The following is a 24,081-nucleotide window of genomic DNA, read 5'->3' as shown; positions in this document are numbered from 1 at the left end:
CAAGACGTCCAGCCAGGCTCGTCAGCGCTTTTCGCCCGCAGCCGTGCCGCCCGAAGCAGCCGCCGCCTTCTTCTTGTCGCCAATGCGGCTTTCCTCGCCTCGCATCAGCTTGGCGATGTTCGCGCGATGACGCCACACAAGCAGCGAGCTCATCACCACGATAGCGAGCGCGATGATGTGCGGCCCGAACAGAAAGCCGTCGAAGATCGGCGCGAACACCGCCGCGGCCAGCGCGGCCAGCGACGAATAGCGCGTGAAGAACGCCACGATCAGCCATGTCAGCAGCGTGGCCACACCGAGAATCGGGTTGATCGCGAGCAGCACGCCGGCAGCGGTTGCCACGCCTTTGCCGCCCTTGAAGCGGAAGAACACCGGGTACAGGTGGCCCAGAAACACGGCAACGGAGGCAATTGCCACCGAGGTGTCGTCGAGCCCGTAGCGCGCGCCGAAGTGCACGACGAACCACACCGGCAGCCAGCCTTTGAAGGCGTCGCCGATCAATGTGAGAATCGCGGCCTTCTTGCTGCCGCTGCGCAGCACGTTGGTCGCGCCGGGGTTGCCCGAGCCGTACGAGCGCGGGTCCTCGAGCCCCATTGCGGCGCTCACGATCACGGCGAACGACACCGAACCGATCAGGTAGGCAACGACAGCAACGATCAGGTTTTGCATCTGTGACTCTTATAAGGATCGGCGGTCTGCAACTGGGCACTTCGACCGCCACTTGGAACGAAAGTCGGAAAGGAACTCGGAAACAAACGCGGAAACAAACGCGACGCCACGCAACGCGGCCAACGGAATCGGCGCACATTCTACCGAACGCGCGCGCCGCAAAAACATTCAGGCAAGCGTCAATCGACGCTCGCGCACTGCACCGGTTTCGCGGCCAGCAAGCCGGTCAGCACGCTCGGCTCGATGCTGACGAGAAAACCGCGCCGCCCGCCGTTCAACCAGATTCTGTCCAGCTCCAGAATGCTGGACTCCACATACACCGGCATCTGCTTGCGCGTGCCGAACGGCGACGTGCCGCCGATCAGATAGCCCGAATGACGGTTCGCCACCTCGGGCTTGCACGGCTCGACGCGCTTTGCGCCGATTTGCCGCGCGAGGTTCTTGGTGCTGACAGTGCGGTCGCCGTGCATGAGCACGATCAGCGGTTTGGCGTGCTCGTCCTCCATGACAAGCGTTTTCACCACATGATGCTCGTCCACGCCAAGCTGGCGCGCGGATTCGCCGGTGCCGCCATGCTCGACGTAGTCATACGGATGCTCGCCGAAAGTCACGCCATGCCGGCGCAGGAACTGCGTTGCGGGGGTCTCGGAAACGTGTCTGGATTTGCTCATCGGCGCATTGTAATAGCGAGTTTGCACAACGGCTATTTGCCGAATGGCCAATTGTGCGGGCCCCGGCATTGTGGCACGATCGTTCGAAAATATACCGGCGCGACGCACACCGGTCACGCAATCGCATTCAGGAGACGCCGTTGAGCACCCCTTCGCCCTGCCGTCCAACAATCGACATTGCCGCGCTTCTGGCCGCGCTGCCCGACCGCATTTCCGATCTTCCTACGCTCGCGGCCGCGCGCGATCCGCAGCATGTCGCGCTGATCGAAGACGCCCGCCGCCTTACCAACGCCGAACTCGTCAACGCCGTCGAGGCCGCCGCCGCGTTGTTGCGCCAATGGGGCGTGCGCGGCGGTGATCGCGTAATGATCGTCGCGGAGAACAGCATCGCGCAGATCGTGCTGCTCTTCGCCACGGCGCGGCTCGACGCGTGGGCGCTGGTGTCGAATGCGCGGCTGTCGGCGGCGGAACTCGACGCGATTCGCGCGCACGCACAGCCGCGCGTGACGGCGTACGCGCTGGAAAGCTCCCGGGACGCCGGCCAGCACGCGCAGCGCCATGGCGCGGCCGAGGCGCCACACATCGCCCCCGACATCGGCGCATGGTCCTATACCGCGGACGCGTCAGCGCAAGCCGAACCGGTCGAGGCGGCGAACCACCGCCAGTGCGCGGCGCTGATCTACACCACCGGCACCACCGGCGCGCCGAAGGGCGTGATGCTCTCGCATCGCAATCTGCTTTTCATCGCAGCTGTATCGAGCCGCCTGCGTCAGGTGCGTCCCGACGATGTCGTGTATGCAGTGCTGCCCATTTCGCACGTGTACGGCTTCGCCTCCGTGTGTCTCGGCAGTCTTTACGCGGGCGCGACCTTGCGCCTCGCCCCGCGCTTCGCGGCCGAGGCCGTGCGCCGTGCGCTTGCGGACGAAGGCGTGACCATCTTCCAGGGCGTGCCGGCCATGCACGCGAAACTGCTCGAGCATCTGCGCACGCAGGGGCATGCATGGCACGCGCCGCGTCTGCGTTTCGTCTATTCGGGCGGCTCGCCGCTCGACGCCGCACTGAAAGCGCAGGTCGAGCACGTCTACGGTCTGCCGCTGCACAATGGCTATGGCATGACCGAAAGCAGCCCGACCGTCTCGCAGACCATGCTGGATGCGCCGCGCAGCGACTGTTCGGTCGGCGAAGTGATTCCGGGTGTCGAAGTGCGCTTCGTCGGACTGGACGGCGTGGATGCCGCGCCCGGCGAGGTCGGTGAGCTATGGGTGCGCGGCCCGAACGTGATGCTCGGCTACTACCGCAGCCCGGAGCAGACACGCGCCGCCGTTACGCAAGAAGGCTGGCTGAAGACCGGCGACCTCGCCCGCCGGGACCCGGACGGCGCACTGCATATCGTCGGGCGCAGCAAGGATCTGATCATTCGCTCCGGCTTCAACGTATATCCGGCCGAGGTCGAGCATGTGCTCAACGCGCATCCGCAGGTCGTGCAGTCGGCGGTGATCGGGCGGCCGGTCGAGGGCAACGAGGAAGTAGTGGCGTTCGTCGAACTGGCCGCGCAGGCAACGGTCACGCCCGCCGAACTGGCCGCGTGGTGCGCGCAGCGCCTCGCGCCCTACAAGCGTCCCGCCGAGGTCAAGGTGCTCGCCGCGCTGCCCGCCGCGTCCACGGGCAAGATCCTCAAGCACCGGCTGCGCGAATGGCTGTGAACGCGCGCCTGCATTAGCCACGCGGATGATGCATCGCATGCAGCGACTTGAGCCGCTCGCGCGCCACGTGCGTGTAGATTTGCGTGGTCGAAATGTCGGTGTGGCCGAGCAGCAGTTGGACTACGCGCAGGTCAGCGCCGTGATTGAGCAGATGCGTCGCGAACGCATGCCGCAACGTGTGCGGCGACAACGGCGCGTGCACGCCCGCAGCCGCCGCATGCCGCTTGATGATGTTCCAGAACTGCTGGCGCGTCATGCCCTCGGCGCGGTTGGTCACGAACAGCGCATCGGCCGCGCGCGCGCCGAGCAGCGCCGGCCGCGCGTCGCGCAGATAACGCTCGATCCAGCCGTGCGCCTCTTCGCCGAATGGAATCAGCCGCTCCTTGGAGCCCTTGCCCATCACGCGCACCACGCCTTCGTTCAGGCCCACTTCCACGGTCTTGAGCGTGACCAGTTCCGTAACCCGCAAGCCGCTCGCGTACATCAGTTCGAGCATCGTGCGATCGCGCAGGCCCAACGGCGTGTCTATATCCGGTGCGCCGAGCAGCGCCTCGACCTGCGCTTCGCTGAGCGTGGAGGGGAACCGCGGCGGTTGCTTCGCCGAACGGATGCGCAGCGTGGGATCGACTTGCGCGCGATGCTCGCGCACGGCCCAGCCGTAATAGCGGCGAAACACCGAAAGCCGCCGGTTTGCCGACGTCGATTTGTCTTTCTGACGCACCGCGCTATACGCGTTGAGATCGGCTTCGCTGGCGGTGTCGAGTGACGCATTGCGGGATTGCGCAAGCCACTCGCTGAACAGACGCAGGTCGCGGCGATACGCGTCGAGCGTGTTGCGCGACAACCCATGCTCGAGCCACAGTGCGTCGCAGAAAGCATCTAGCGACGCGGAGCTCGCGGCGAACAAAGGCGACTGGGACAAGCCCGCGCTTGTGTCTTCAACCAGGGTATCGCTCATGCGTACGGAATGCCTTCATGCGCGAGCAACCAGCGCTTGACGTTACGAAAGAAGCCTTCTTCGGCCTGATGCGCGAATCCGCCGATGCCGCTCGAACTCACCACGCGGTGGCATGGAACGACGATGGGAAAACAGTTGTCGCCGCACGCCTGGCCAACCGCGCGCGGCACGCTGCCCAGTTGCTTTGCCAGTTGCCCATAGGTCACGACCGCGCCGGGCGGAATTTCGCACAGCGCCTGCCACACGCGCCGCCGGAAAGCGGTGCCCACGGGCGCGAGCGGCAATTCGAATTTTGCCGAGGGCTCCGCGAAATAGCGCTCTATCTGCTCGGCAACGCGTTGCGCCAATGGCGTGTCGGGCGCCACGTTTTGCATGGACTCCGGCAGATAGACGATCTCACGCACAGCGTCGCCTTCGAGCCGAATGCCGACCTTGCCGAACGGCGCATCGATCACTGCGTTGAACATATCGCCTCCTTTGCCAGTGTCTTGACTGCAAGCGCAAACCATCAATTGCCGATACTTTACGCCGCTTCGAGCGCCCATTGCACGTGCTCCCGCACGAGCGCGGATGCGTCGTCGGCCCGGCGTTCGAGTGCGTCGACAATCGCCTCGCGTGCCTCGGCGCTCAAGGTGTCGCGCGACGCACGCAGCGCATTGCCCATACCGACGGCGAGGTTGCGCAACCAGCGTTCGTAGCCGATGCGCCGGATCGCGCTGCCTTGCATGCGCGCGTCGAACTCGTCCTCGCTCCAGCCGAACAGTTCCACCAGCGACGCGCGGTCGAGCCCGTGCCGCACATCGAAGTCCGCGACCGGCGCGGCTTGCGCGAACTTGTTCCAGGGACACACGAGCTGGCAGTCGTCGCAGCCATAGACGCGATTGCCGATCAGCGGACGCATCTCGACCGGAATGCTGCCCCTCAGTTCGATAGTCAGATACGAGATGCACAGACGCGCATCCACCTTATAAGGCCCGACAATCGCTCCAGTCGGACACGCGCCGATGCAACGCGTACAACTGCCGCAATGCGAGCCCGGCTCTTGCGGCGCGGTCTCGGGCGAGGTTTCGGCGTCGGTCGGCAAGGGCACGTCGACATAAATCTCGCCGAGGAAAAACAGCGAGCCCGCATCCCGTTGCAAGAGCAACGTGTGTTTGCCGCGCCAGCCAATGCCGGCTTTCTGCGCGAGCTCGACCTCGAGCACCGGCGCGGAGTCGGTAAACACGCGATAACCGAACGCGCCAATCTGCGCCTGAATTTTCTCTGACAGTTGTTGCAGACGGTTACGCATCACCTTGTGATAGTCGCGGCCGCGCGCATAAATGGAGACGACGGCCGCCGACGGATCCGTCAGCCGCGCATGCTCGGCGGCCCGCCAGTCGCGGCCTGGCGGCGCTTCTTGCAGCTCGCTTGCGGGGGGCTTTCCATTCAATGCCTCGGCGGGCAAATAGGCGATGCGCGCAGTAATCACACGTAGCGTGCCGGCCACAAGCTCCGCAGGCCGCGCGCGTTTCATGCCGTGTTTGGCCATATAATCCATTTCGCCGTGGCAACCCGCCTCCAGCCAGGCTGCAAGCGGCGCTTCGGCAGCGCGGAGGTCGGTGTCGCTAATGCCGATTGCCCCGAAACCCAGTTCGCGGCCCCACGTCTTGATGTCCTGCGCGAGCGAACGCAGCGCCGCTTCATCGAATTGACGCTCGGCATGCGCCTCGCCGCCAGATGCAGGCGCGTCGGACACAGGGCACATGGGGGACTCCGGACTTCGGTTCATCACGTCATTTTACGAGAATGCCTGACCATCCCGATCACGCGATCGCGCCGCCCGCCGCAGTTCTGCTCGAACGCTCCTTTGCGTTCGCGGACGAAGCCGCCACGCTCGCGTTCGGCGAGCGCTTCGCGCAGGCCATCGAACACGTGGCGCTAGGCGCAAGCGGGCCGCATGGCGGCAAGAACCAAAGCGACGAAAGAAACCGAAGCAACGAGCGCAACGAGCGCAACGAACACGGCAGCGCCAACGCTCACGCGTTCCACGGTCTGCAGGTGCAACTGGTCGGCGATCTCGGCGCCGGCAAAACGACACTCGTGCGCGCCACCTTGCGCGGCCTCGGTCATACGGGCCGTGTGCGCAGTCCCACGTACACGCTCGTCGAGCCCTATGTGCTCGCGCGGCCCGTAGGGGAACTCGCGCTTTATCACTTCGATCTGTACAGATTCACCGATCCGGCCGAATGGGCCGACGCGGGCTTTCGCGAATATTTCGACAGCGGCGCCGTGTGCCTCGTCGAATGGCCGCAACGTGCGGGCGCGCTGCTCGGCGTGCCGGATCTCGTCTTCTCGCTCGACCTGGACAGCGAGGGCGAAGGCCGCGTACTCGTCGCACGGGCATACAGCGAAACAGGAAAGGCATGTCTCGAAAGATGTTGATCAAACCGTTCCGCTCGATCGAATCAGCGGCCACCGCAACGCATAACTGGCGGCGCCGGCAGATTTTGCGCGCGGGCGCATCCACGCTTGTGCTAGGCCTCGTGGCGCCGCGTCTCGCGCACGCCAGCTCGGTGCTCGGCGTGCGCGTGTGGCCTGCGCGCGATTACACGCGTGTGACGATCGAATCCGATCAGCCTCTGCAGAATGCCCAGCAATTGCTCCAGGGCCCCGACCGGCTCGTCGTCGACCTGAGCGGTCTCGACCTCGATCAGGCGCTGAAGGACCTGGTTTCGAAGATCACACCGAACGATCCGCAAATCCAGTCGGTGCGCGTGGGGCAATTCCAGCCGCACGTGGTGCGCATGGTGTTCGATCTGAAGGGCTCGGTGAAGCCCCAGGTGTTCACGCTGCCGCCCGTCGGCGCCTACAAGTACCGGCTGGTGTTCGACCTGTATCCGGCGGTCGCGCCCGATCCGTTGATGGAACTGCTCGCGCAAAGCGAGCGCAAGCAGCAAACCCTGAACGAAGAGAACAACGCGCCGCCCGCCACGTTGAGCGGCCCCGGCACGACGCCGCCCCTTGCCGACAACAGCGAAGCGTTCTTCGAGCGCTATGCGCAAAACGGCGGCAGCAGCGCCGCACCGGCGGCGCCGCGTGCACCTGCGCATGGCGCGTCGCCGTCGCCCTCGTTGTCGCCCTCGTTGCCGCCCATCATCGCCAAGCCGTCGACGCCTGGCGCGCCCGCCACGCCGCCGGCCGCCATCGCTCGCAACAACAAGGGCAGCGGCAACAGCAGTCTCAACAACGACGACAGCGGCGACGACACGTACGCATTTACCGCGCCGAAGTCCGGCAAGAGCAACACGGTGCGCCTGCTGACCGTTGCAATCGATCCGGGACATGGCGGCGAGGACCCGGGCGCGATCGGCGGCTCGGGCACTTACGAAAAGCATGTCGCACTCGACATCGCGAAGAAGCTGCGCGCGAAGATCGACGCGCAGCCGAACATGCGCGCCATGATGACCCGCGACGCCGACTTCTTCGTGCCGCTGAACGTGCGCGTTCAAAAGGCGCGGCGCGTGGGTGCGGACCTTTTCGTGTCGATTCACGCGGACGCGTTCACCACGCCCGAGGCACGCGGCTCGTCGGTGTTCGCGTTGTCGGAGCATGGCGCCTCGAGCGCGGCCGCACGCTGGATGGCGAACAAGGAAAACTCGTCGGACCAGATTGGCGGCATCAACATCAAGTCCGCCGACGCCACGGTCAACCGCGCGCTGTTCGATATGTCCACCACCGCGCAGATTCGCGACTCCATGCGCTACGGCAACTTCGTGCTCAAGGAAATTGGCGGCATCAACAAGCTGCACAAGGGGTCGGTGGAACAGGCGGGCTTCGCGGTGCTGAAGGCGCCTGACATTCCTTCCATCCTCGTGGAAACGGCGTTCATCAGCAATCCGGACGAGGAGCGGCGCCTGAACGACGACGCCTATCGCGACAAGATGGCCGACGCGATCATGAACGGCATCAAGCGCTACTTCGCGGCGAATCCGCCGCTCGCCAAGAACCGCATGACGTAGTGCGCGCAGAGCGCATGGTGGGCCGGCCGCTTCAGCGCGCCGGCGAGAGCCGCTGCACGAGCCAGCCGCCGAACACGTTCACCCCAAGCCCGGCCATCACGAGCAGCGCGCCCGCAATCTGCGCGGCGGAAAGCCGTTCGTCGAGAAAGATGGATGCGGAGGCAAGGCCCACAATCGGCACCAGCAGCGAAAACGGCGCGACCTGGCTCGCCGGATAGCGCGACAGCAGCCGGCTCCACAAACCGTAGCCGAGCAGCGTGGCGATAAATGCCAAATAGACGATCGCGAAAATCGACATCGCGCTGATGCCGGACAGCGCCGCGGTGATCCGCTGCGGCCCCTCGAGCGCATAAGACAAAGCAAAGAACGGCACGGGCGGAATCAGACTGCCCCACACCACCAGGCCGACCAGATCCACTTTGCCGACTTTCTTCGTGACGATATTGCCGAGCGCCCACGAGCACGCGGCGCACAGCGTGAGCACAAAGCCCGCGAGCGTCATTGCATGACCGCCCTGCATACCGATCACGGCGAGCCCGGCGGCCGCAATCAGCAGCCCGACCACGTTCGGCAAACGGAAGCGCTCATGCAGAAACAACGCGGCGAAGATCAGCGTGAAGAAAGCCTGCGCCTGCAACACCAGCGAAGCGAGCCCCGCCGGCATGCCCACATACATGGCGGAGAACAGGAACGCGAACTGTCCGAGCGAAATGGTCAGGCCGTAGGCGAGAAGCCAGCGCCACGGCAACTGCGGGCGCCTGACGAAGAACACCGCCGGCAGCGCGGCGAGCGTGAAGCGCAGTGCGCCGAGCAACATGGGCGGCACGCCATGCAAACCCACCTTGATGACAACGAAATTGACGCCCCACGCAATCACGACGACCAGCGCGAGCAGCAGATCCCTGGGCGACATCCCGGTCTCCAATAGAGTATCGAACCCGTCAGTTTAGCGGAGAGCGGCGCCGCACGTGCCCGCCCGTCCTACGGCTTGGCGGACTGCGGGTGCGCGAAAAGTCGCCGTTTCGGCCTCCGCAGTAGAATCGTCGCTTAAGCCTGTTCTTCCGTGCCCTTCTCTCTTTTCGCCGAGCCCGCTCATGTCCTCTTCGATCAAGGCAGTTCTCAAACCGCATCTGCGCGATGTCGGCAGTCTGACAGTGCGGCGTGTGCTGCCGGCCATGGCCGCGCGCCTGATCGGCCCTTTCATTTTCTTCGACCACATGGGGCCGGCCACGCTGCAGCCCGGCGTCGGTCTCGACGTGCGTCCGCATCCGCATATCGGCCTCGCCACCGTGACGTTTCTGTTCGAAGGCGCGATCATGCATCGCGACAGTCTCGGTTCGGAGCAGAAAATCGTCCCTGGCGACGTCAACTGGATGACTGCCGGGCGCGGCATCGTGCATTCGGAGCGCACGCCCGCCGAAGATCGCGCAAAAGGCCAGACCATCCACGGCATTCAGACGTGGGTTGCGTTGCCGCTCGACGACGAGGACGTCGAGCCGTCCTTCGCGCATCACGCGGCGCATACGCTGCCGGTAGTCGAGCGCAACGGCGTCACGCTGCGCGTGATCGCGGGCACGGCCTTCGGCGAGAGCTCGCCGGTTCGCACGTTTTCGGGCACGCTGTACGTGGCGGCTGAGTTCGCGCCGGGCAGCGCCTTCGCGCTCGAACCGGAGCACGAGGAACGCGGCGTGTATCTGGTGGAAGGCGATCTGGAAATCGACGGCGCGCCGCTCGAAGTCGGGCAGATGGCCGTGCTCGCGCTCGACGAAACCGTCACGCTGGCAAGCACGCACGGCGCGCGCGTGATGGTGCTGGGCGGCGAAAGGCTCGACGGCGAGCGGTTTATCGAATGGAATTTTGTCGCGAGTTCGCGCGAGAAGATCGAAGCTGCGAAGCTCGCGTGGACGAATCAGGAAATGGGCAAGGTGCCGGGCGAAACTGAATGGATCGCGCTGCCGCAAAAGAAGTGACGGCAACGCATAGCGCCAGGCATGAAGGAAACCCATGCCGTCGTCATGGCGCGCATTGAATCCGCGCAGTTCGGCCCCACCTAAACGACCAACCGTTTTATCGACGAGGATGCAATGGACACCACTCTGGCCACATTTGAAAAGGACGTCATCACGGCGTCGACACTGGCCCCTGTGCTGGTCGATTTCTGGGCGCCGTGGTGCGGCCCCTGCAAAACGCTCGGCCCGATGCTGGAAAAGCTCGAGGCCGAAGCCGGCGGCAAATGGAAGCTCGTCAAGGTGAATGTGGACGAGAACCAGGAGCTCGCCGCGCACTTCCAGGTGCGCAGCATTCCGCACGTCATGGCATTCGCGGACGGTCGGCCGGTCGATCAGTTCGTCGGCGTGCTGCCTGAAGGACAACTGCGCGAGTTTATCGAGCGGCTCGTGCCGCAAGGCGCGGACGCGGCGCGCCTCGAGGCGCAAGCTGCGCTCGCCGAGGGCCGCCGCGACGAGGCTTACGAGGCGTTGCAGGCCGCGCTGGCAATCGACCCGGGCTTCGACGAGGCGCGCCTCGACCGCATCGAAATGCTGCTCGACGACAACCGGATCGACGAAGCGCGCAACGAAGTGGATCTGCTGTCGCCGAAAACGACGCAGGGCATCGACGCGCGCTTTAACGCGATCAAGACGCGCCTCGACGCCGTGGACGCCGCTGCCGACCTGCCGCCTACCGACGCGCTCGAAGCGCACGTCGCGAGTCACCCGGAAGATCTGGAAGCGCGCTTCGATCTGGCGAGCGCATTTATCGCGCGACGCAAATATGCGGGCGCGCTCGAACATCTGCTTGCGATCGTGCAAACGGACCGCACGTTCCGCGACGATATCGGCCGCAAGACGATGCTCTCAGTGTTCGATCTGGCCGCGCATCAGCCGGAGCTGGTTGCGCAATGGCGGCGCAAGCTGAGCGCCGCACTGAACTAGGGGATGTAGCAGTCGCGCACGGCGCTGCATGGCGCCGCGCACCGCAAGGGTGGCGCGGCGTGCTGCGCGGCGCCGCAACGTACAGCATGCGTGCCACGGCGGTCTGCCACGCGCCGCCGCCCCTCTGGTTATCGCGCCTCAGGCAGACAGCCAGACAGGCGCTACCCTGCCTGTCTCGCGAGCGCCCGCAACACATGCGCGGCCGCGGCGAAACCAAAGCTCGCCGTGACGCATACGCTCGAACCAAAGCCCGCGCAATTCAGACCCACCGGCCCGGTATGGCCCGGCGACGTGCTCACGTGCTCCGCCTGCTCGTCCATGTCGCAAACGGCAGCTTCCGGATAGATGAGCGGCTCGTCCGAATACACGGCGCTCACCTTGAACTTTGCTTTTGGTCCGCGCGGAAAGCCGTGCTGCTTGCGCAATTGCCCGCGCACTTTGGAGAGCAGCGGGTCCTGAATCGTCAACGCCAGATCGTCGATGCGGATACGCGTCGGGTCGAGTTGTCCGCCCGCCCCGCCAATCGTGATCAACGGCTGCTTGCGCTCGACGCACCACGCGATCAGCGCGGTTTTGGTGCGCACGCTGTCGATCGCATCGATCACATAATCGAAGCCGTCACCGAGCGTCGCCGCGAAATTGTCGGGCTCGACAAAGTCCTCGACGAGGCGCACGTCGCAAAACGGATTGATCGCCGCGATGCGCTCGGCCATTGCTTCGACCTTCGGTTTCCCGTAGTTGCCGTCGAGCGCGTGTATCTGCCGGTTCGTGTTGCTTTCGGCAACGTTGTCGAGATCGATCAGCGTGAGCGTGCCGACGGCGCTGCGCGCGAGCGCTTCGGCCACCCACGAGCCGACGCCGCCAATGCCGATCACCGCGACATGCGCGGCTTCGAAAGCCGCGAGCGCCGGCGCGCCGTACAGTCGCGCAATGCCGCCGAAGCGCCGCGCACGGTCGGCGGTTTCATTCCCGTCGAGGCTGGTAGTAAGATCGGAATGCGCGGTGGTCGACATGATGGACTCGTTGAACAGGCAGAAAACGAAAGGCGCGCTAATGCACACGTAAAGCACGCAGCCCGTATTTTGCCTGAACGCATCGATCCGCATTGCCGCAGCAATGTCCCCGCGAATAACCGGGACATTGAGCGCGAAGCGGGCGCAGCGGGCCTCGCGCTTGATCTGGCTGCGCGCAAAAAAATGGCGCCTTAGCTATACTGCCCTGACTGTAGCGTTCGCATAAGAACATGACCTCACTCGCCGAGCTTCGAAAAAATTATTCGCTGGGTTCTCTGGACATCGGCGACGTGGACCGCGACCCGTTCCGGCAATTCGACGTCTGGTTTCAACAGGCTGTCGAAGCGAAACTGCCCGAGCCGAATACCATGACGCTCGCCACCGCGGACTCGCGCGGCCGCCCTTCGGCGCGCATCGTCCTGATCAAAGGCGTCGACGAGCGCGGCTTCGTGTTCTTCACCAATTACGAAAGCCGCAAGGGCCGCGAGCTCGCCGCGAATCCTTACGCGAGCCTGCTGTTCTACTGGATCGAACTCGAGCGCCAGGTGCGTATCGAGGGGCGCGTCGTCAAAACGAGCGCGGAAGAAAGCGACGCCTATTTCGCGTCGCGGCCGCCTGGCTCGCGTATCGGCGCGTGGGCGTCGAATCAGAGTCAGGTGATTGAAAGCCGTTCGCAGCTCGAAACACGCGAACGCGAAATGCGCCTGCAATACGGCGATGAACCGCCGCGTCCGCCGCATTGGGGCGGCTATCGTTTGGTGCCCGAAGCAATCGAATTCTGGCAGGGCCGGCCGTCGCGTCTGCACGACCGTCTGCTTTACACGCGTTCGAGCGAAACCAGCGACTGGCAGATCGCCCGTCTGTCGCCCTGAATCCGAACCAACAACATCGTCAGCGCGCGGCCCATGCAGCGGTGCGCGGCGAAGATCGCATCGCACGGCGTGAGATTGGCGCCGGACCGCATTGCGATCGACACAAGCTTTGCTTTAATTCAACGGACACGGAGAAATCGCATGTTCTGGGAGAAAAAGCTGGCGCAGTGGGTGGAAGAAGTAAAAACCAAGGCTGACCTGCCGGCGCGTCTCGTGCTGTGGGACGGCCAGCAGCACGACTTCGGGCGGTTCGCCGCGCCCCAGGTCACGCTGCATGTGAAGAGCGCGACGGCCCTGCCTTATCTGCTCGAACCGAGCCTCGACAACCTCGGCGAGGCGTACGTCAAGGGCAAGATAGACATCGAGGGCAAGCTCTCGGACATCATCAACGTGGGCTATCAGCTCGCGCGCAATACGGTCACCAGTGCCGGAAAGCTCGCGCGCGTGCGGCGCTATTTCCAGCATTCGAAAGCGTCCGACAAGAAGGCGATCCAGTATCACTACGACGTCTCGAACGAGTTCTACAAGCTCTGGCTCGACGAGAACATGGTGTACTCGTGCGCCTACTTCGAGAACGGCGACGAAGATCTGGCCACCGCGCAGCTGAAGAAAATCGACCACATCCTCACCAAGATTCAGGTGCAGCCGGGGCAGCGTCTGCTCGACATCGGCTGCGGCTGGGGGGCGCTCGTGCTGCGCGCGGCGCAGAAATTCGGCGCGCAATGCGTGGGCGTGACGCTGTCGCAAAACCAGTTCGACCTCGCCACCGCGCGTGTAAAAGCCGCGGGACTCGAGAACCAGATTGAGATTCGTCTGCAGGACTACCGCGACGTTCAGGGCCAGTTCGACCGGATCACGAGCGTGGGCATGTTCGAACACGTCGGCCGTAAGAACCTGCCGGGCTACTTCCGGAAAATACACGACCTGCTTACCGACGACGGCATCGCGATGAATCACGGCATCACGTCGAGCGACTCGGACAGCGGCGAGACGGCGCTCGGCGGCGGCGAGTTCATCGACCGCTACGTGTTTCCGGACGGCGAGCTGCCGCATATCAGCCTTGCGCTGGAGTCGATGCAGCGCGGCGGTCTCGAAGCGGTTGACGTGGAAAGCCTGCGCCGTCACTATGCGCACACGCTCGACATCTGGGCGGAGAACTTCGAGGCGCACGCGGAAGAAGCGCGCAAGCTCGTCGACGACGAAAAATTCCGCATCTGGCGGGTGTACCTGGCCGGCTGCGCGTATGCATTCGAGAACGACGACGTCTCCATCTATCAGGTCGTATGCCGCAAGGCCGGCCGCAGCGCGAAAACCCTGCCGTGGTCGCGCCGCTACATGTACGAGAAACCGCTGTGACGAAAGCGCCGCGGCGCCGTACGAAAGCGTGCCGCCGCGGCGCACACCACTGAACAGCAGGTCGAATCTCGATGGACCAACGCGGGACAAGCGAACTCGAAGGAGCGCCCGGCGCGCCGGGCGGAATAGAAGAACAGGCGCAAGGCGAACAGACACAAGGCGAAGCGGTGCAGTTCGACCTGTTCGGCTTGCCGGTGCAAGCAGCGCCCGCCGCTGCGCCGGCGTCCCGTACCGATGCGCCAAAAAAGCGCCGAGCCCGCGAAATTCTCGCCGCCCCGCCGTCGCAGGACGTACTCGCGCTCGCCGCGCAACTGCCGCCGCAAATCCACCTTGGCACGTCCACCTGGTCGTTCCCCGGCTGGAACGGCATTGTCTACGGTGACGAATACAGCAACAGCAAGCTTTCGCGCGACGGCCTCACGGCCTACGGCGCGCATCCGCTGCTGAAGACGGTCAGCATCGACCGCTCGTTTTACCAGGCGCTCACCGTCACCGACTACCTGCGCTACGCACAGCAGGTGCCCGACGATTTCCGCTTCATCGTCAAAGCGCCGATGACTATCACTGACGCCACGGTGCGTGCCGAACGCGGCGAGCCGGTGTCGCTGAATCCGTGCTTTCTGAACGCACAAATGGCAATCGACGACTTCGTCACGCCCTGCCTCGAAGGGCTAGGGGCGAAGGCCGGCGCGCTGGTGTTTCAGCTTCCGCCCCTGCCCGATCAGATGCTCGCGCAGCCGGCGGTGTTCCTCGAACGGCTGGCCGCGTTCTTGACGGCGTTGCCGAAGCTTCCCGAAGGCACCTGTTATGCAATTGAAATCCGCGATGCGAGTCTTCTGACGCCGCGCTTCATTCGTACGCTGAAAGCGGCGGGAGTGCGCTATTGCGTGGGCATTCATGCGCGCATGCCCGACCCGCTGCGGCAGGCCGCGGCCCTCGCGCTGCTGGACGGCGAGCCGGCCGGCCCGCTGATCGTGCGCTGGAGCCTGCATGGCGGCTTCAAATACGAGCAGGCGAAGGCGAAATACGAGCCGTTCGACAAGCTCGTCGACGAGGATCCGGCCACGCGCGCGTCGCTCGCGGAACTGGCCGCGCGCTATGCGCTTGCCGGGCAGCCGGTGGTGATCGCGGTGAACAACAAGGCGGAAGGTTCGGCGCCGCTTAGCTGTATCGAGCTGGCGCGGGAGATTGTCGAGGCGTGCGTGCGGCTTACGCAGGAGCAGGAGCGCGAGAACGAGCAGGACCCGGGGAGCGGGCAGGAGCCGGAGAACGACCAGGCGCCGGAGAGCGGGCAGCAGCCGCATCCGCCAGCATGACGCCTGAGCGCGGCATGCACCGATCCACCGCCTGCCGCGCTCCGCACGTTCATCAACCTACCGCGCGCATCTCGGGGGGGGCGCCATCGCACGCCCACCCTGCCCGCTCAGCCCGCCTTGATCCGGTGAGCGAACTTCTGGCGGAATTTGGCCACCTTGGGCGCCACCACGAACGAGCAATACCCCTGATCCGGATGCTGCGCGAAATAGTTCTGATGATAGGCTTCCGCAGGCCAGTAATTGCCGTCGAGCGGCAGCACTTGCGTGACGATCTGCCCGTCGTAGATACGCTGCTCGCCGATTTCCCGGATCGCCTGCAAAGCCGCCTCGCGCTGCGCGTCGGAATGGGTGAAGATGACGGAGCGGTATTGCGTGCCGACATCGTTACCTTGCCGGTTTAGTTGCGTGGGATCGTGGATCGCAAAGAAAATATCCAGAATCTCGCGATAGCTGATCTTCGACGGGTCGAAGTCGACCTTCACCACTTCGGCATGGCCCGTCGCGCCGTCGCACACCTGTTCATAGGTCGGATGTTGCGTGTGACCGCCCGCATAGCCCGACTCCACCGAGTTGACGCCGTCGACGCCCAGATAAACCGCTTCGAGGCACCAGAAACACCCGCCACCCAAGGTGGCGATTTCGCCTGTCTGACTCATGCTGCTCGCTCCTTCGAACTCGTGATCGGCCCGTGCCGCGTTGACTTCGCCGCAACGCCCATGCCATCGGCGCAGCGTTCCAGCTTAGCCGGTTTTGCACGGCACCGGTTGCGTCGCGGCCGGTGTGCCGCGATTGCAGTTAAAATTGGGGCAAATCGACGATTTTCACTATGACTTTCGAATCATCTGTTTCCCGCCGTGCGCGCGAAAGCTGCAGCGCGGATTCCAGCGGCCAGGCACCGGCGGCTCGCGCGCGATGAAGCAAGCCAGCCCGCCCAACTTCGACCAGCCCGCCTTCCGGCAGGCGCTCAGCCAATTCGCCACCGGCGTCACCGTCATTACAACGCGTGCGCCGTCGGGGCAGTTGATTGGCATCACGGCGAGTTCGTTCAACTCGGTCTCGCTCGACCCGCCGCTCGTGCTGTGGAGTCTTGCCACGCGCTCGGCGTCCATGTCGGTGTTTCGTGCGAACAGCCACTACGTTGTCAACGTGCTGGCCGCGTCGCAACTCGATCTATGCAAGCGCTTCGCCACGCTCAAAGGCGATCGCTTCGAAGGCGTCTCGCACGCGGCGGGCGACACCGGCATGCCGGTGCTCGACGGCGCGCTCGCCTGGTTCGAATGCCATAACCGCAGCCGGTACGAAGAAGGCGATCACGTCATCTTTGTCGGCGAGGTGGAGCGCTGCGGCGTGCATGAGAACGCCGCCAGCATTGCACCGCTCGTCTTTCAGAACGGCCAGTTCCACGGACTCGAGCCGCTCTAGGCGAAGACGCGGCCGGCAAGCGCCGCAGGGCAGCAGGCGACCCGTTGCGGCAGGCCGTTGCCAGCGTGCCTCAGCGGTCGTTGTGCGGCGCGCCGTGGGTGCCGGTGCGCGTGACCAGCGAGACCGGTACGCCCGAATCTTCCTTTAACGTCTGCAGCACGATATTCGAACGGATATCCAGCACGCCTGGCGCCTTGTACAGACGCTGCAGCACGAAATCCGAATAGTGCTTGAGGTTGTGCGCGAGAACCCGCAGCAGATAATGCGTCTCGCCCGTCACGACAAAAGCGCCCACCACTTCCGGCCAATCGCGCAACGCCTCGGCAAAGCGCTCGTGCCAGTTCTGCTGTTCGTTGCGCATCGACACCTGCACGAACGCCTCGAGTTCAAAACCCAGCACTTCGCGGTTCAGACACGCGCGATAGTGCTCGATGACACCCTGTTCTTCCAGCAGACGTAAGCGGCGCAGACACGCCGACGGCGACAGCGAGATGCGCTCCGCAAGATCGAGATTGCTGATTCGTCCTTCCTGCTGCAGCACCGTCAAGATACGGCAATCGGTGGCGTCGAGCGAGATCGCGTTCATTTTCGGTCTCCCTTTCCCATTTGTCTCAAATTATGTTCCAAGACCGGGCCAAGAAGGTGATTTTTTCGCAATCACATTTCGCCGCTCTACGCCTATCATTCCCTATAGACATCCACCCAAATGCGGATATGCAGACTCTCTGGGACATCACCCCTGCCGTAGATACCACGACCCCCGTCTGGCCTGGCGACACGCCGGTCGGCATAGAACGCGTCTGGCGAATCGAGGCCGGCTCGCCTGTCAACGTGGCGCGGCTTACGCTCTCGCCGCACACCGGCGCTCACACGGACGCGCCCCTGCACTACGACGCGGCGGGTGCCGCGATCGGCCGCGTGCCGCTCGACACGTATCTCGGACCCTGCCGCGTGATTCACTGCATCGGCGCGTCGCCTGTTGTGACGCCACAACATCTGCACGACTCGCTGGCCGACCTGCCGCCGCGAGTCTTACTGCGCACTTACAGGAATGCGCCGAGCACCGTGTGGGACAGCGCCTTCTGCGCGGTGGCTGCCGAAACCATCGACCTGCTCGCGGCGAACGGCGTGAAGCTGGTCGGCATCGACACGCCCTCGCTCGACCCGCAGGAGTCGAAGACGATGGACGCGCACCATCGCATTCGCGCGCACGGCATGGCCATTCTCGAAGGCATCGTGCTCGACGAGGTCGCGCCGGGCGACTATGAACTCATCGCGCTGCCGCTCAAGCTGACCACGCTCGACGCGAGCCCGGTGCGCGCGGTGCTGCGCGCGCTGCCGGCCGCGCGCTGAGTCTGTTCGCAGCCGCCGCCCAAGCCCAAGCCCAAGCCCACGCCCAAGCCCACGCCCAAGCCCAGGCCCAGGCCCAATCCGTAAGCCGCAATCCGCAATTCCCGAATCCACGCTCCGCGAACCCACGAGACCCTTATGAATCACCGCGAAGAAGCATTGGCGCTCGACCGCGCCGACCCGCTCGCGACACTGCGCGACCAGTTCGCGCTGTCGCCCACCACGATCTACCTCGACGGCAATTCGCTCGGCGTGCCGCCGGCCGCCGCCGCGCAGCGCGCGCAGACGGTGATCGCCGCCGAATGGGGCGAAGGGCTGATCCGCAGCTGGAATGCCGCCGGCTGGTTCGCGCTGCCGCGCCGCCTCGGCAACAAGCTCGCGCCGCTGATCGGCGCGGTGGAAAACGAAGTGGTCGTGACCGATACGATTTCGATCAACCTGTTCAAGGTGCTCTCCGCTGCCTTGCGGCTCGCCGACGCGCGCGACCCGAAGCGGCGCGTGATCGTTTCCGAGCGGTCGAACTTTCCGTCGGATCTGTACATCGCGCAGGGGCTGATCGAGCAGCTCGACCGCGGCTATGAGTTGCGTCTTGTCGACGATCCGTCCGAGCTGCCCGAGGCCATCGGCGAGGACACCGCGATCGCGATGATCACGCACGTGAACTACCGCACCGGCTACATGCACGACATGGCCGCGTTGACGCAACTGATGCACGACAAGGGCGCACTAGCGCTGTGGGATCTTGCGCATTCGGCGGGCGCCGTGCCGGTGGATCTGAACGGCGTCGGCGCGGACTATGCGGTGGGCTGCACGTACAAGTATCTGAACGGCGGCCCCGGCTCGCCCGGCTTCGTGTGGGTGCCCAAGCGTCATCAGAACGACTTCGCGCAGCCGCTTTCCGGCTGGTGGGGACATGCAGCGCCGTTCGCGATGAACCCGACGTATCGTCCGGACGAAGGCGTTGGGCGGTATCTGTGCGGCACGCAGCCGATGGTGTCGATGGCGCTGGTCGAATGCGGGCTCGACGTCTTCCTGCAAACCGACATGCAGGCGATTCGCCGCAAGTCGCTCGCGTTGACGGATCTTTTCATCGAACTGGTCGAAACGCGTTGCAGCGAGTTTCCGCTCAAGCTCGTCACGCCGCGCGCGCATGCGCAGCGCGGCTCCCATGCGAGCTTCGAGCATCCGCATGGCTATGAAGTGATGCAGGCGCTAATCGCGCGTGGCGTGATTGGCGATTACCGCGAGCCGCATGTGTTGCGCTTCGGCTTCACGCCGCTTTATACGCGCTTTGTCGATGTGTGGGACGCCGTCGAAACCCTGCGCGACGTGCTCGCGCGCGAGACCTGGCGCGCCCCCGAATTTGCCGCCCGCGGCGCCGTGACCTGAGGAGCCACAATGAACGATCACATGCAAACGCCGGGCTTGCCCGAAGAAAGCGCCGCGCAGGGTTGCCCGTTCGGTCATGGGCGTGCCGAGTCCGCCGCTACCGTCAACACTGCAACTGCGGCCGGACAGGACGCTTCAACCGATGGCTGGCACGACGCGCAACTCGACTTCTCGCAGTCGATGAGTTACGGCGACTATCTGTCGCTCGGGACGGTGCTCAATGCGCAGCACCCGTTATCGCCCGATCACAACGAGATGCTTTTCATCATTCAGCACCAGACGAGCGAATTGTGGATGAAGCTCGCGCTCTACGAGTTGCGCGCCGCACTCGACGCGGTGCATCGCGACGAACTGCCGCCGGCGTTCAAGATGCTCGCGCGCGTCTCGCGGATCATGGAGCAGCTCGTGCAGGCATGGAACGTTCTCGCGACCATGACGCCTTCCGAATACACGTCTATGCGGCCCTATCTCGGCAGCTCGTCTGGCTTCCAGTCTTATCAGTATCGGCAGATCGAATTTTTGCTCGGCAACAAGAACGATCGGATGCTAAAGCCGCACTCGCATCGCGAGGATGTGCTCGCCGAGGTGAAGGCATCGCTCGAGGCGCCGTCGTTCTATGACGAAGTAGTGAAACTGCTGGCGCGGCGCGGGTTTGCCATTGCGCCCGAGCGGCTCGAGCGCGACTGGACGCAACCCACGGTTCACGACGCTTCCGTCGAAGCGGCGTGGCTCGAGGTGTATCGCAACCCGTCACAGCATTGGGAGCTGTACGAGATGGCCGAGGAACTGGTCGATCTCGAGGACGCTTTCCGGCAATGGCGCTTCAGGCACGTGACGACTGTCGAAAGAATTATCGGCTTCAAGCAGGGCACCGGCGGGACCAGTGGGGCGCCCTACTTGCGCAAGATGCTGGACGTGGTTCTGTTTCCCGAACTCTGGCATGTCAGGACCGTGCTGTAGGCGGTGCCGCGGCGGGCTCACCTGACGAGGAACCCGCCATCGACCGGCAAACACACGCCGCTCACCATAGAAGCGGCATCGCTCAACAGAAACAGCACCACGGATGCCACCTCGGCCGGCTCGGCGAACCGCCCCAACGGAATCGCCTTCAATGCCGGCTCCCGCTTCGCTGGGTCGCTCCATGCCTGCACCGCCATAGGCGTCAAGGTGACAGTCGGATTGACGCTGTTGGCGCGGATTCCAAACGGCCCAAGCTCGATACACAAAGACCGCGTGAGCGCGTCGAGTGCTGCTTTCGAAGCCGAATAGCTCAGGTGGTCGTCGAGCGCAACGAGCGACGCCTGGCTCGACACGTTCACGATGCTGCCGGCGCGTTTCGCCTCGATCATCCCGCGCGCCACATGCTTCGCGACCAGCACCGCGCCCCGCGCGTTCACCGCCATCACGCGATCAAAGCTCGCGGCGGTGGTGTCCACTGCGCGCTCGAGCAAGGCAATGCCGGCGCAATTCACCAGACCGTCGAAAGCGGTTGGCGAGCTGAACGCGTCGTCAATCGCGGCTTCGTCGCTAACGTCGAGCTGCCACGGCTCGCAGCCGGTTTCCTCGGCAAGGCGAGCAAGCTCGTTCACATTGCGCGCCGCCGCCACCACGTCGGCGCCGCTCGCGCACAGCATTTCGACCGTCGCGCGGCCTATTCCACTGGAGGCCCCCGTTACCAGAATCGAGCGGCCGGAAAAATCGAAAGTAGCGTTCATGATGTTTGCAAGCGATGCATGACCGGCTTCAAAGCCGGATACAGGTCCTTGTAGATGCCGAACCGTTCTTCGTAGAGTGCCATGCGTGCGGCGTCGGGTTGCGCCCGCTCGACGAGGCTGATCCATCCCCCTTGCGCGGCCTCGCGCGAAATCAGACCTACGCCCAGCGCGGCAAGCAACGCCGCGCCCATCGCGGCTTCCACTTCCTGCTCGATCGTATAGACCGGGTAGCCCGTTATGTCGGCGATGATCTGCATCCACAGGTCCGAGTGAGCGGCGCCGCCCACCACGATGAGCTTGTCCTCCAGCGACTGCGCGCCCTGACGCCCCGCCTCGATGTTGTGCTTCAGTGCAAAGGACACGCCTTCGAGTACCGCGCGATACAAATGCGCCCGCGTATGAAAGAGGCTCAGGCCGACGAATGCGCCGCTTGCTTTCGCGTCCCACACGGGGCTGCGCTCGCCCATCAGATACGGCAGAAACATCACACCGTCCGATCCCGCCTGCACTTTTGCCGCGCTTTCTTCGAGCAGGCGATGCGGATCGCCATGCGGAGTCATGCGCGCGGCTTCTATCTCCGCATGACAGAACTGCTCGCGATACCACGTCACCGATGCACCTGCGGTAATCGCCCCGCCGAACACATAGATGTCGCGTTGCCCGTTGAAAACGTGAGGCATGCTGATCAACCCGTGCCGTGCATCGACGCTCTGGTTGATGTAGCCCCAGCACATGCTCGTGCCGATCATCGCGACATGCTGACCGGCGCGGCTTACGCCGGCGGCAAAGGTTGCCACCGCCGCATCCACGCCGCCCGCCACGATTGCCGTACCGGCCGCAAGGCCAAGCTGCTCCGTCCACTGCGAAAGCAGACCGCCCACTACTTCCGACGATTCGCACAGACGCTCCGGCATCATCGTAGCGGGAATGCCGAGCATGTCGAGCGCCTCGTCGGACCAGTCGCGCTTCGCAATATCGTAGACACCGCCGATGTTGCCGGCGGAACTGTGATCCACGGCAATCTCGCCGGTCAGCATGTAGATCACATAAGCGTTGGGCGGCAGGAAGTAGCGCGTTTGCGCCCACACCTCGGGCGCGTGATCGCGCAGCCACAGCATCTTCGTGTAGCCGTAGTAGCTATCCACACCGTTGCCGGTAATCGCGTAAAGCCGCTCGAGGTCGATGTTGCCGCGCACCCATTCGACCTGGTCGGTCGCGCGCCGATCCATCCATATCAGACACGGATGCAGCGGGCGCATCTCGCTGTCCACAGGAATGCCCGAGCCGCCATACAGGCTGCTCACGCACACGGCCTTGATGGAATCGGCCGCGACGCCCGCCTGCTTCCCCTTCTGCACGCATGCGGCAATGCATTCGGTGACGGCCTTGAACCACACTGCCGGCCATTGCTCGGCCCATAGCGGCTTCGGCGTATCAGGCTGATAGCTCGACGCATGCTGCGCCACGATGGCGCCCTGCCGATCGACAAGCAGCGCTTTCGTGCTCTGCGTGCCGATGTCCACGCCGATGACGTATTCCATACAGTCTCCGTTGTTATGCGACGCCGATGCGGGCGCGGCGCGAACTCATGCGCGCGGCTTCATCAGCACCTTGATCGAGTCCAGCGAGTTGGCAATCTTGATCGCCTCGTCCCATTCTTCCAGCGAAAAGCCGTGCGTGACAATCCCCTTGGAGGTCACGAGTCCGCGCGCGAGCAGATCGATTGCGATCGGATAGCAATACGGTCCGAGATGCGCGCCGCGCACGTCCAGTTCCTTGCGGTCGCCGATCACGGACCAGTCCAGCGTGGTATCCGCGCCGAACACCGAGAACTCGACGAAGCGCCCCAGTTTGCGAATCAGGTCCATGCCCTGATTGACGCCGATTGGCGCACCGGTCGTTTCAATATAGACGTCGCAGCCGTAGCCGTCAGTAAGCGAGCGAATGATGGCGAGCGCGTCGTCCTGCGTGGGATTGATCGTCACGTCCGCGCCGTACTCGCGGGCGAGCGCGAGACGCTCTTCCACCAGATCGATCACCACCAGTTTCTTCGGCGTTTTCAGGTGCGCGACCTGCGTCATCATCAGACCGAGTGGACCGGCACCCGCGATCACCACCACGTCGTCCAGTTGCAGCTCGCCGCGATTGACCGTGTGAATCGCGCAGGCAAGCGGTTCGATGATTGCAGCATCTTCGAGAGAGATGCCGTCCGGAATCTTGTGGACGATCGCAGTCGGCGGAATGCGCATGTACTCGGCCATGCCGCCGTCCGCGACTTCACGCTGAAAGCCGAAGATGTTGTGCACCTCGCACATCCAGTACTGGCCGGATTTGCAGTAACGGCACTTGCCGCACGGCACGATCTGCTCGGCAATCACACGGTCGCCGATCTTCACGCCGAAATGCTCGGCTGCGCCTTCGCCCAGTTCCTGCACGTAGCCGAAGAACTCGTGCCCGGGTATCACCGGTGCCTTGACCCACGGACTCGGGCCGCCCCAGAACATCTTCGCGCCCGAATGGCATTTGCAGTCGCTCGCGCAGATCCCGCATGCGGCGATGCGGATCACCAGTTCGTGCGCTCGCGCGCGCGGCCTCGCAACCTGTTCGACGCGATAGTCCTTCGGTGCGTGGCAGACAATCGCCGTCATGTTCTGCTTGTCGGATGGAGTAAATTCATTCGTCATTGCATGGTCCTGCCGGAAGTGAAAATCAG

Annotated in this window: 24 protein-coding genes; 12 read left to right on the top strand and 12 right to left on the bottom strand. The window is 64.2% G+C overall.

All coding sequences use genetic code 11. The features are described from left to right. Nucleotides 1-21: 21 nt before the first annotated feature. Together plsY and ybaK are read right to left on the bottom strand one after the other, a co-directional pair. Complete coding sequence (plsY, locus tag JNB89_RS06950; protein ID WP_220361745.1) at nucleotides 22-669, bottom strand: glycerol-3-phosphate 1-O-acyltransferase PlsY; 648 nt, start codon at nucleotides 667-669, stop codon at nucleotides 22-24. A 179-nt stretch (nucleotides 670-848) separates the two neighbouring features. Further along, nucleotides 849-1,340, bottom strand: a complete 492-nt coding sequence (ybaK, locus tag JNB89_RS06945; protein ID WP_027212431.1) for a Cys-tRNA(Pro) deacylase — start codon at nucleotides 1,338-1,340, stop codon at nucleotides 849-851. Nucleotides 1,341-1,480: 140 nt separating this feature from the next. Here ybaK and JNB89_RS06940 point away from each other — a divergent pair, with 140 nt between their 5' ends. Continuing rightward, a complete protein-coding gene (locus JNB89_RS06940; protein ID WP_220361744.1) occupies nucleotides 1,481-3,043 on the top strand; it encodes a class I adenylate-forming enzyme family protein in 1,563 nt (520 codons plus the stop codon). 13 nt (nucleotides 3,044-3,056) lie between these two features. Here the strand turns inward: JNB89_RS06940 and xerD are convergent, their stop codons facing one another. The 3 genes from xerD to queG are packed head-to-tail and all read right to left on the bottom strand — an operon-like array spanning nucleotide 3,057 to nucleotide 5,772. After that, nucleotides 3,057-4,001, bottom strand: a complete 945-nt coding sequence (xerD, locus tag JNB89_RS06935; RefSeq protein WP_013340331.1) for a site-specific tyrosine recombinase XerD — start codon at nucleotides 3,999-4,001, stop codon at nucleotides 3,057-3,059. Beyond that, nucleotides 3,998-4,468 carry a methylated-DNA--[protein]-cysteine S-methyltransferase gene (locus JNB89_RS06930; RefSeq protein WP_027212434.1) on the bottom strand — a complete coding sequence of 157 codons (471 nt, stop codon included), beginning with the start codon at nucleotides 4,466-4,468 and terminating at the stop codon, nucleotides 3,998-4,000. Before JNB89_RS06930 ends, xerD begins: the two co-directional genes overlap by 4 nt. Nucleotides 4,469-4,524: 56 nt before the next feature. Further along, nucleotides 4,525-5,772, bottom strand: coding sequence for a tRNA epoxyqueuosine(34) reductase QueG (gene queG / locus JNB89_RS06925; RefSeq protein WP_220361743.1), 1,248 nt, complete (start codon nucleotides 5,770-5,772; stop codon nucleotides 4,525-4,527). 17 nt (nucleotides 5,773-5,789) lie between these two features. On the opposite strand from queG, the gene tsaE reads away from it, so the two are divergent. Both tsaE and JNB89_RS06915 read left to right on the top strand, forming a co-directional pair. Continuing rightward, a complete protein-coding gene (gene tsaE, locus JNB89_RS06920; protein ID WP_220361742.1) occupies nucleotides 5,790-6,425 on the top strand; it encodes a tRNA (adenosine(37)-N6)-threonylcarbamoyltransferase complex ATPase subunit type 1 TsaE in 636 nt (211 codons plus the stop codon). After that, nucleotides 6,407-8,002, top strand: a complete 1,596-nt coding sequence (locus tag JNB89_RS06915) for an N-acetylmuramoyl-L-alanine amidase (RefSeq protein ID WP_220361741.1) — start codon at nucleotides 6,407-6,409, stop codon at nucleotides 8,000-8,002. Before tsaE ends, JNB89_RS06915 begins: the two co-directional genes overlap by 19 nt. A gap of 31 nt (nucleotides 8,003-8,033) precedes the next feature. Here JNB89_RS06915 and JNB89_RS06910 read toward each other — a convergent pair whose 3' ends face one another. Continuing rightward, complete coding sequence (locus tag JNB89_RS06910; RefSeq protein ID WP_220361740.1) at nucleotides 8,034-8,915, bottom strand: EamA family transporter; 882 nt, start codon at nucleotides 8,913-8,915, stop codon at nucleotides 8,034-8,036. 181 nt (nucleotides 8,916-9,096) lie between these two features. Here JNB89_RS06910 and JNB89_RS06905 point away from each other — a divergent pair, with 181 nt between their 5' ends. Both JNB89_RS06905 and trxA read left to right on the top strand, forming a co-directional pair. Continuing rightward, nucleotides 9,097-9,972: a pirin family protein gene (locus JNB89_RS06905; RefSeq protein ID WP_220361739.1), complete on the top strand. Its 876-nt coding sequence runs from the start codon at nucleotides 9,097-9,099 to the stop codon at nucleotides 9,970-9,972. A gap of 114 nt (nucleotides 9,973-10,086) precedes the next feature. Beyond that, the gene (gene trxA / locus JNB89_RS06900; protein WP_220361738.1) at nucleotides 10,087-10,935 is read left to right on the top strand and encodes a thioredoxin; all 849 of its coding nucleotides are present in this window, start codon (nucleotides 10,087-10,089) and stop codon (nucleotides 10,933-10,935) included. Between the two features lie 161 nt (nucleotides 10,936-11,096). Here the strand turns inward: trxA and tcdA are convergent, their stop codons facing one another. After that, on the bottom strand, nucleotides 11,097-11,948 hold the full coding sequence (gene tcdA, locus JNB89_RS06895; protein ID WP_220361737.1) for a tRNA cyclic N6-threonylcarbamoyladenosine(37) synthase TcdA: 852 nt from the start codon (nucleotides 11,946-11,948) through the stop codon (nucleotides 11,097-11,099). Nucleotides 11,949-12,178: 230 nt separating this feature from the next. On the opposite strand from tcdA, the gene pdxH reads away from it, so the two are divergent. The 3 genes from pdxH to JNB89_RS06880 all read left to right on the top strand — a co-directional run bounded on the left by pdxH (nucleotide 12,179) and on the right by JNB89_RS06880 (nucleotide 15,492). Continuing rightward, the gene (pdxH, locus tag JNB89_RS06890; protein ID WP_013340340.1) at nucleotides 12,179-12,820 is read left to right on the top strand and encodes a pyridoxamine 5'-phosphate oxidase; all 642 of its coding nucleotides are present in this window, start codon (nucleotides 12,179-12,181) and stop codon (nucleotides 12,818-12,820) included. Between the two features lie 141 nt (nucleotides 12,821-12,961). After that, nucleotides 12,962-14,176, top strand: a complete 1,215-nt coding sequence (locus tag JNB89_RS06885) for an SAM-dependent methyltransferase (protein ID WP_013340341.1) — start codon at nucleotides 12,962-12,964, stop codon at nucleotides 14,174-14,176. 71 nt (nucleotides 14,177-14,247) lie between these two features. Further along, nucleotides 14,248-15,492, top strand: a complete 1,245-nt coding sequence (locus JNB89_RS06880; RefSeq protein WP_220361736.1) for a DUF72 domain-containing protein — start codon at nucleotides 14,248-14,250, stop codon at nucleotides 15,490-15,492. A gap of 107 nt (nucleotides 15,493-15,599) precedes the next feature. Here the strand turns inward: JNB89_RS06880 and msrA are convergent, their stop codons facing one another. Then, complete coding sequence (msrA, locus tag JNB89_RS06875; protein WP_013340343.1) at nucleotides 15,600-16,148, bottom strand: peptide-methionine (S)-S-oxide reductase MsrA; 549 nt, start codon at nucleotides 16,146-16,148, stop codon at nucleotides 15,600-15,602. Between the two features lie 256 nt (nucleotides 16,149-16,404). Here msrA and JNB89_RS06870 point away from each other — a divergent pair, with 256 nt between their 5' ends. Further along, nucleotides 16,405-16,914 (top strand): flavin reductase family protein, encoded by a 510-nt coding sequence (locus JNB89_RS06870; RefSeq protein WP_013340344.1) that lies wholly within the window; start codon nucleotides 16,405-16,407, stop codon nucleotides 16,912-16,914. Nucleotides 16,915-16,984: 70 nt separating this feature from the next. Here JNB89_RS06870 and JNB89_RS06865 read toward each other — a convergent pair whose 3' ends face one another. Next, nucleotides 16,985-17,500 carry an Lrp/AsnC family transcriptional regulator gene (locus JNB89_RS06865; RefSeq protein ID WP_013340345.1) on the bottom strand — a complete coding sequence of 172 codons (516 nt, stop codon included), beginning with the start codon at nucleotides 17,498-17,500 and terminating at the stop codon, nucleotides 16,985-16,987. A gap of 128 nt (nucleotides 17,501-17,628) precedes the next feature. On the opposite strand from JNB89_RS06865, the gene kynB reads away from it, so the two are divergent. The 3 genes from kynB to kynA all read left to right on the top strand — a co-directional run bounded on the left by kynB (nucleotide 17,629) and on the right by kynA (nucleotide 20,613). Next, nucleotides 17,629-18,267, top strand: coding sequence for an arylformamidase (gene kynB, locus JNB89_RS06860; RefSeq protein WP_220361735.1), 639 nt, complete (start codon nucleotides 17,629-17,631; stop codon nucleotides 18,265-18,267). A gap of 135 nt (nucleotides 18,268-18,402) precedes the next feature. After that, nucleotides 18,403-19,653 (top strand): kynureninase, encoded by a 1,251-nt coding sequence (kynU, locus tag JNB89_RS06855; RefSeq protein WP_220361734.1) that lies wholly within the window; start codon nucleotides 18,403-18,405, stop codon nucleotides 19,651-19,653. Nucleotides 19,654-19,662: 9 nt separating this feature from the next. Next, nucleotides 19,663-20,613 carry a tryptophan 2,3-dioxygenase gene (gene kynA / locus JNB89_RS06850; RefSeq protein WP_013340348.1) on the top strand — a complete coding sequence of 317 codons (951 nt, stop codon included), beginning with the start codon at nucleotides 19,663-19,665 and terminating at the stop codon, nucleotides 20,611-20,613. Nucleotides 20,614-20,630: 17 nt separating this feature from the next. Here the strand turns inward: kynA and JNB89_RS06845 are convergent, their stop codons facing one another. The 3 genes from JNB89_RS06845 to JNB89_RS06835 are packed head-to-tail and all read right to left on the bottom strand — an operon-like array spanning nucleotide 20,631 to nucleotide 24,052. Then, nucleotides 20,631-21,368, bottom strand: a complete 738-nt coding sequence (locus tag JNB89_RS06845; RefSeq protein WP_220361733.1) for an SDR family oxidoreductase — start codon at nucleotides 21,366-21,368, stop codon at nucleotides 20,631-20,633. Then, nucleotides 21,365-22,909, bottom strand: coding sequence for an FGGY-family carbohydrate kinase (locus JNB89_RS06840; protein WP_220361732.1), 1,545 nt, complete (start codon nucleotides 22,907-22,909; stop codon nucleotides 21,365-21,367). Before JNB89_RS06840 ends, JNB89_RS06845 begins: the two co-directional genes overlap by 4 nt. Before the next feature lie 45 nt (nucleotides 22,910-22,954). Further along, a complete protein-coding gene (locus tag JNB89_RS06835; RefSeq protein WP_220361731.1) occupies nucleotides 22,955-24,052 on the bottom strand; it encodes an alcohol dehydrogenase catalytic domain-containing protein in 1,098 nt (365 codons plus the stop codon). Nucleotides 24,053-24,081 lie beyond the last annotated feature (29 nt).

This window comes from Paraburkholderia phenoliruptrix (genome assembly GCF_019511605.1).
GTDB lineage: Bacteria > Pseudomonadota > Gammaproteobacteria > Burkholderiales > Burkholderiaceae > Paraburkholderia > Paraburkholderia phenoliruptrix_A.
This window is presented reverse-complemented; position numbering and strand designations above follow the sequence as displayed.

What these genes read in the sequence shown, in the direction of transcription:
- plsY (WP_220361745.1), bottom strand. Translation starts at nt 669, where the DNA reads ATGCAAAACCTGATCGTTGCTGTCGTTGCCTACCTGATCGGTTCGGTG.
- ybaK (WP_027212431.1), bottom strand. Translation starts at nt 1,340, where the DNA reads ATGAGCAAATCCAGACACGTTTCCGAGACCCCCGCAACGCAGTTCCTG.
- xerD (WP_013340331.1), bottom strand. Translation starts at nt 4,001, where the DNA reads ATGAGCGATACCCTGGTTGAAGACACAAGCGCGGGCTTGTCCCAGTCG.
- JNB89_RS06930 (WP_027212434.1), bottom strand. Translation starts at nt 4,468, where the DNA reads ATGTTCAACGCAGTGATCGATGCGCCGTTCGGCAAGGTCGGCATTCGG.
- queG (WP_220361743.1), bottom strand. Translation starts at nt 5,772, where the DNA reads ATGAACCGAAGTCCGGAGTCCCCCATGTGCCCTGTGTCCGACGCGCCT.
- tsaE (WP_220361742.1), top strand. Translation starts at nt 5,790, where the DNA reads ATGCCTGACCATCCCGATCACGCGATCGCGCCGCCCGCCGCAGTTCTG.
- JNB89_RS06915 (WP_220361741.1), top strand. Translation starts at nt 6,407, where the DNA reads ATGTCTCGAAAGATGTTGATCAAACCGTTCCGCTCGATCGAATCAGCG.
- JNB89_RS06910 (WP_220361740.1), bottom strand. Translation starts at nt 8,915, where the DNA reads ATGTCGCCCAGGGATCTGCTGCTCGCGCTGGTCGTCGTGATTGCGTGG.
- JNB89_RS06905 (WP_220361739.1), top strand. Translation starts at nt 9,097, where the DNA reads ATGTCCTCTTCGATCAAGGCAGTTCTCAAACCGCATCTGCGCGATGTC.
- trxA (WP_220361738.1), top strand. Translation starts at nt 10,087, where the DNA reads ATGGACACCACTCTGGCCACATTTGAAAAGGACGTCATCACGGCGTCG.
- tcdA (WP_220361737.1), bottom strand. Translation starts at nt 11,948, where the DNA reads ATGTCGACCACCGCGCATTCCGATCTTACTACCAGCCTCGACGGGAAT.
- pdxH (WP_013340340.1), top strand. Translation starts at nt 12,179, where the DNA reads ATGACCTCACTCGCCGAGCTTCGAAAAAATTATTCGCTGGGTTCTCTG.
- JNB89_RS06885 (WP_013340341.1), top strand. Translation starts at nt 12,962, where the DNA reads ATGTTCTGGGAGAAAAAGCTGGCGCAGTGGGTGGAAGAAGTAAAAACC.
- JNB89_RS06880 (WP_220361736.1), top strand. Translation starts at nt 14,248, where the DNA reads ATGGACCAACGCGGGACAAGCGAACTCGAAGGAGCGCCCGGCGCGCCG.
- msrA (WP_013340343.1), bottom strand. Translation starts at nt 16,148, where the DNA reads ATGAGTCAGACAGGCGAAATCGCCACCTTGGGTGGCGGGTGTTTCTGG.
- JNB89_RS06870 (WP_013340344.1), top strand. Translation starts at nt 16,405, where the DNA reads ATGAAGCAAGCCAGCCCGCCCAACTTCGACCAGCCCGCCTTCCGGCAG.
- JNB89_RS06865 (WP_013340345.1), bottom strand. Translation starts at nt 17,500, where the DNA reads ATGAACGCGATCTCGCTCGACGCCACCGATTGCCGTATCTTGACGGTG.
- kynB (WP_220361735.1), top strand. Translation starts at nt 17,629, where the DNA reads ATGCAGACTCTCTGGGACATCACCCCTGCCGTAGATACCACGACCCCC.
- kynU (WP_220361734.1), top strand. Translation starts at nt 18,403, where the DNA reads ATGAATCACCGCGAAGAAGCATTGGCGCTCGACCGCGCCGACCCGCTC.
- kynA (WP_013340348.1), top strand. Translation starts at nt 19,663, where the DNA reads ATGAACGATCACATGCAAACGCCGGGCTTGCCCGAAGAAAGCGCCGCG.
- JNB89_RS06845 (WP_220361733.1), bottom strand. Translation starts at nt 21,368, where the DNA reads ATGAACGCTACTTTCGATTTTTCCGGCCGCTCGATTCTGGTAACGGGG.
- JNB89_RS06840 (WP_220361732.1), bottom strand. Translation starts at nt 22,909, where the DNA reads ATGGAATACGTCATCGGCGTGGACATCGGCACGCAGAGCACGAAAGCG.
- JNB89_RS06835 (WP_220361731.1), bottom strand. Translation starts at nt 24,052, where the DNA reads ATGACGAATGAATTTACTCCATCCGACAAGCAGAACATGACGGCGATT.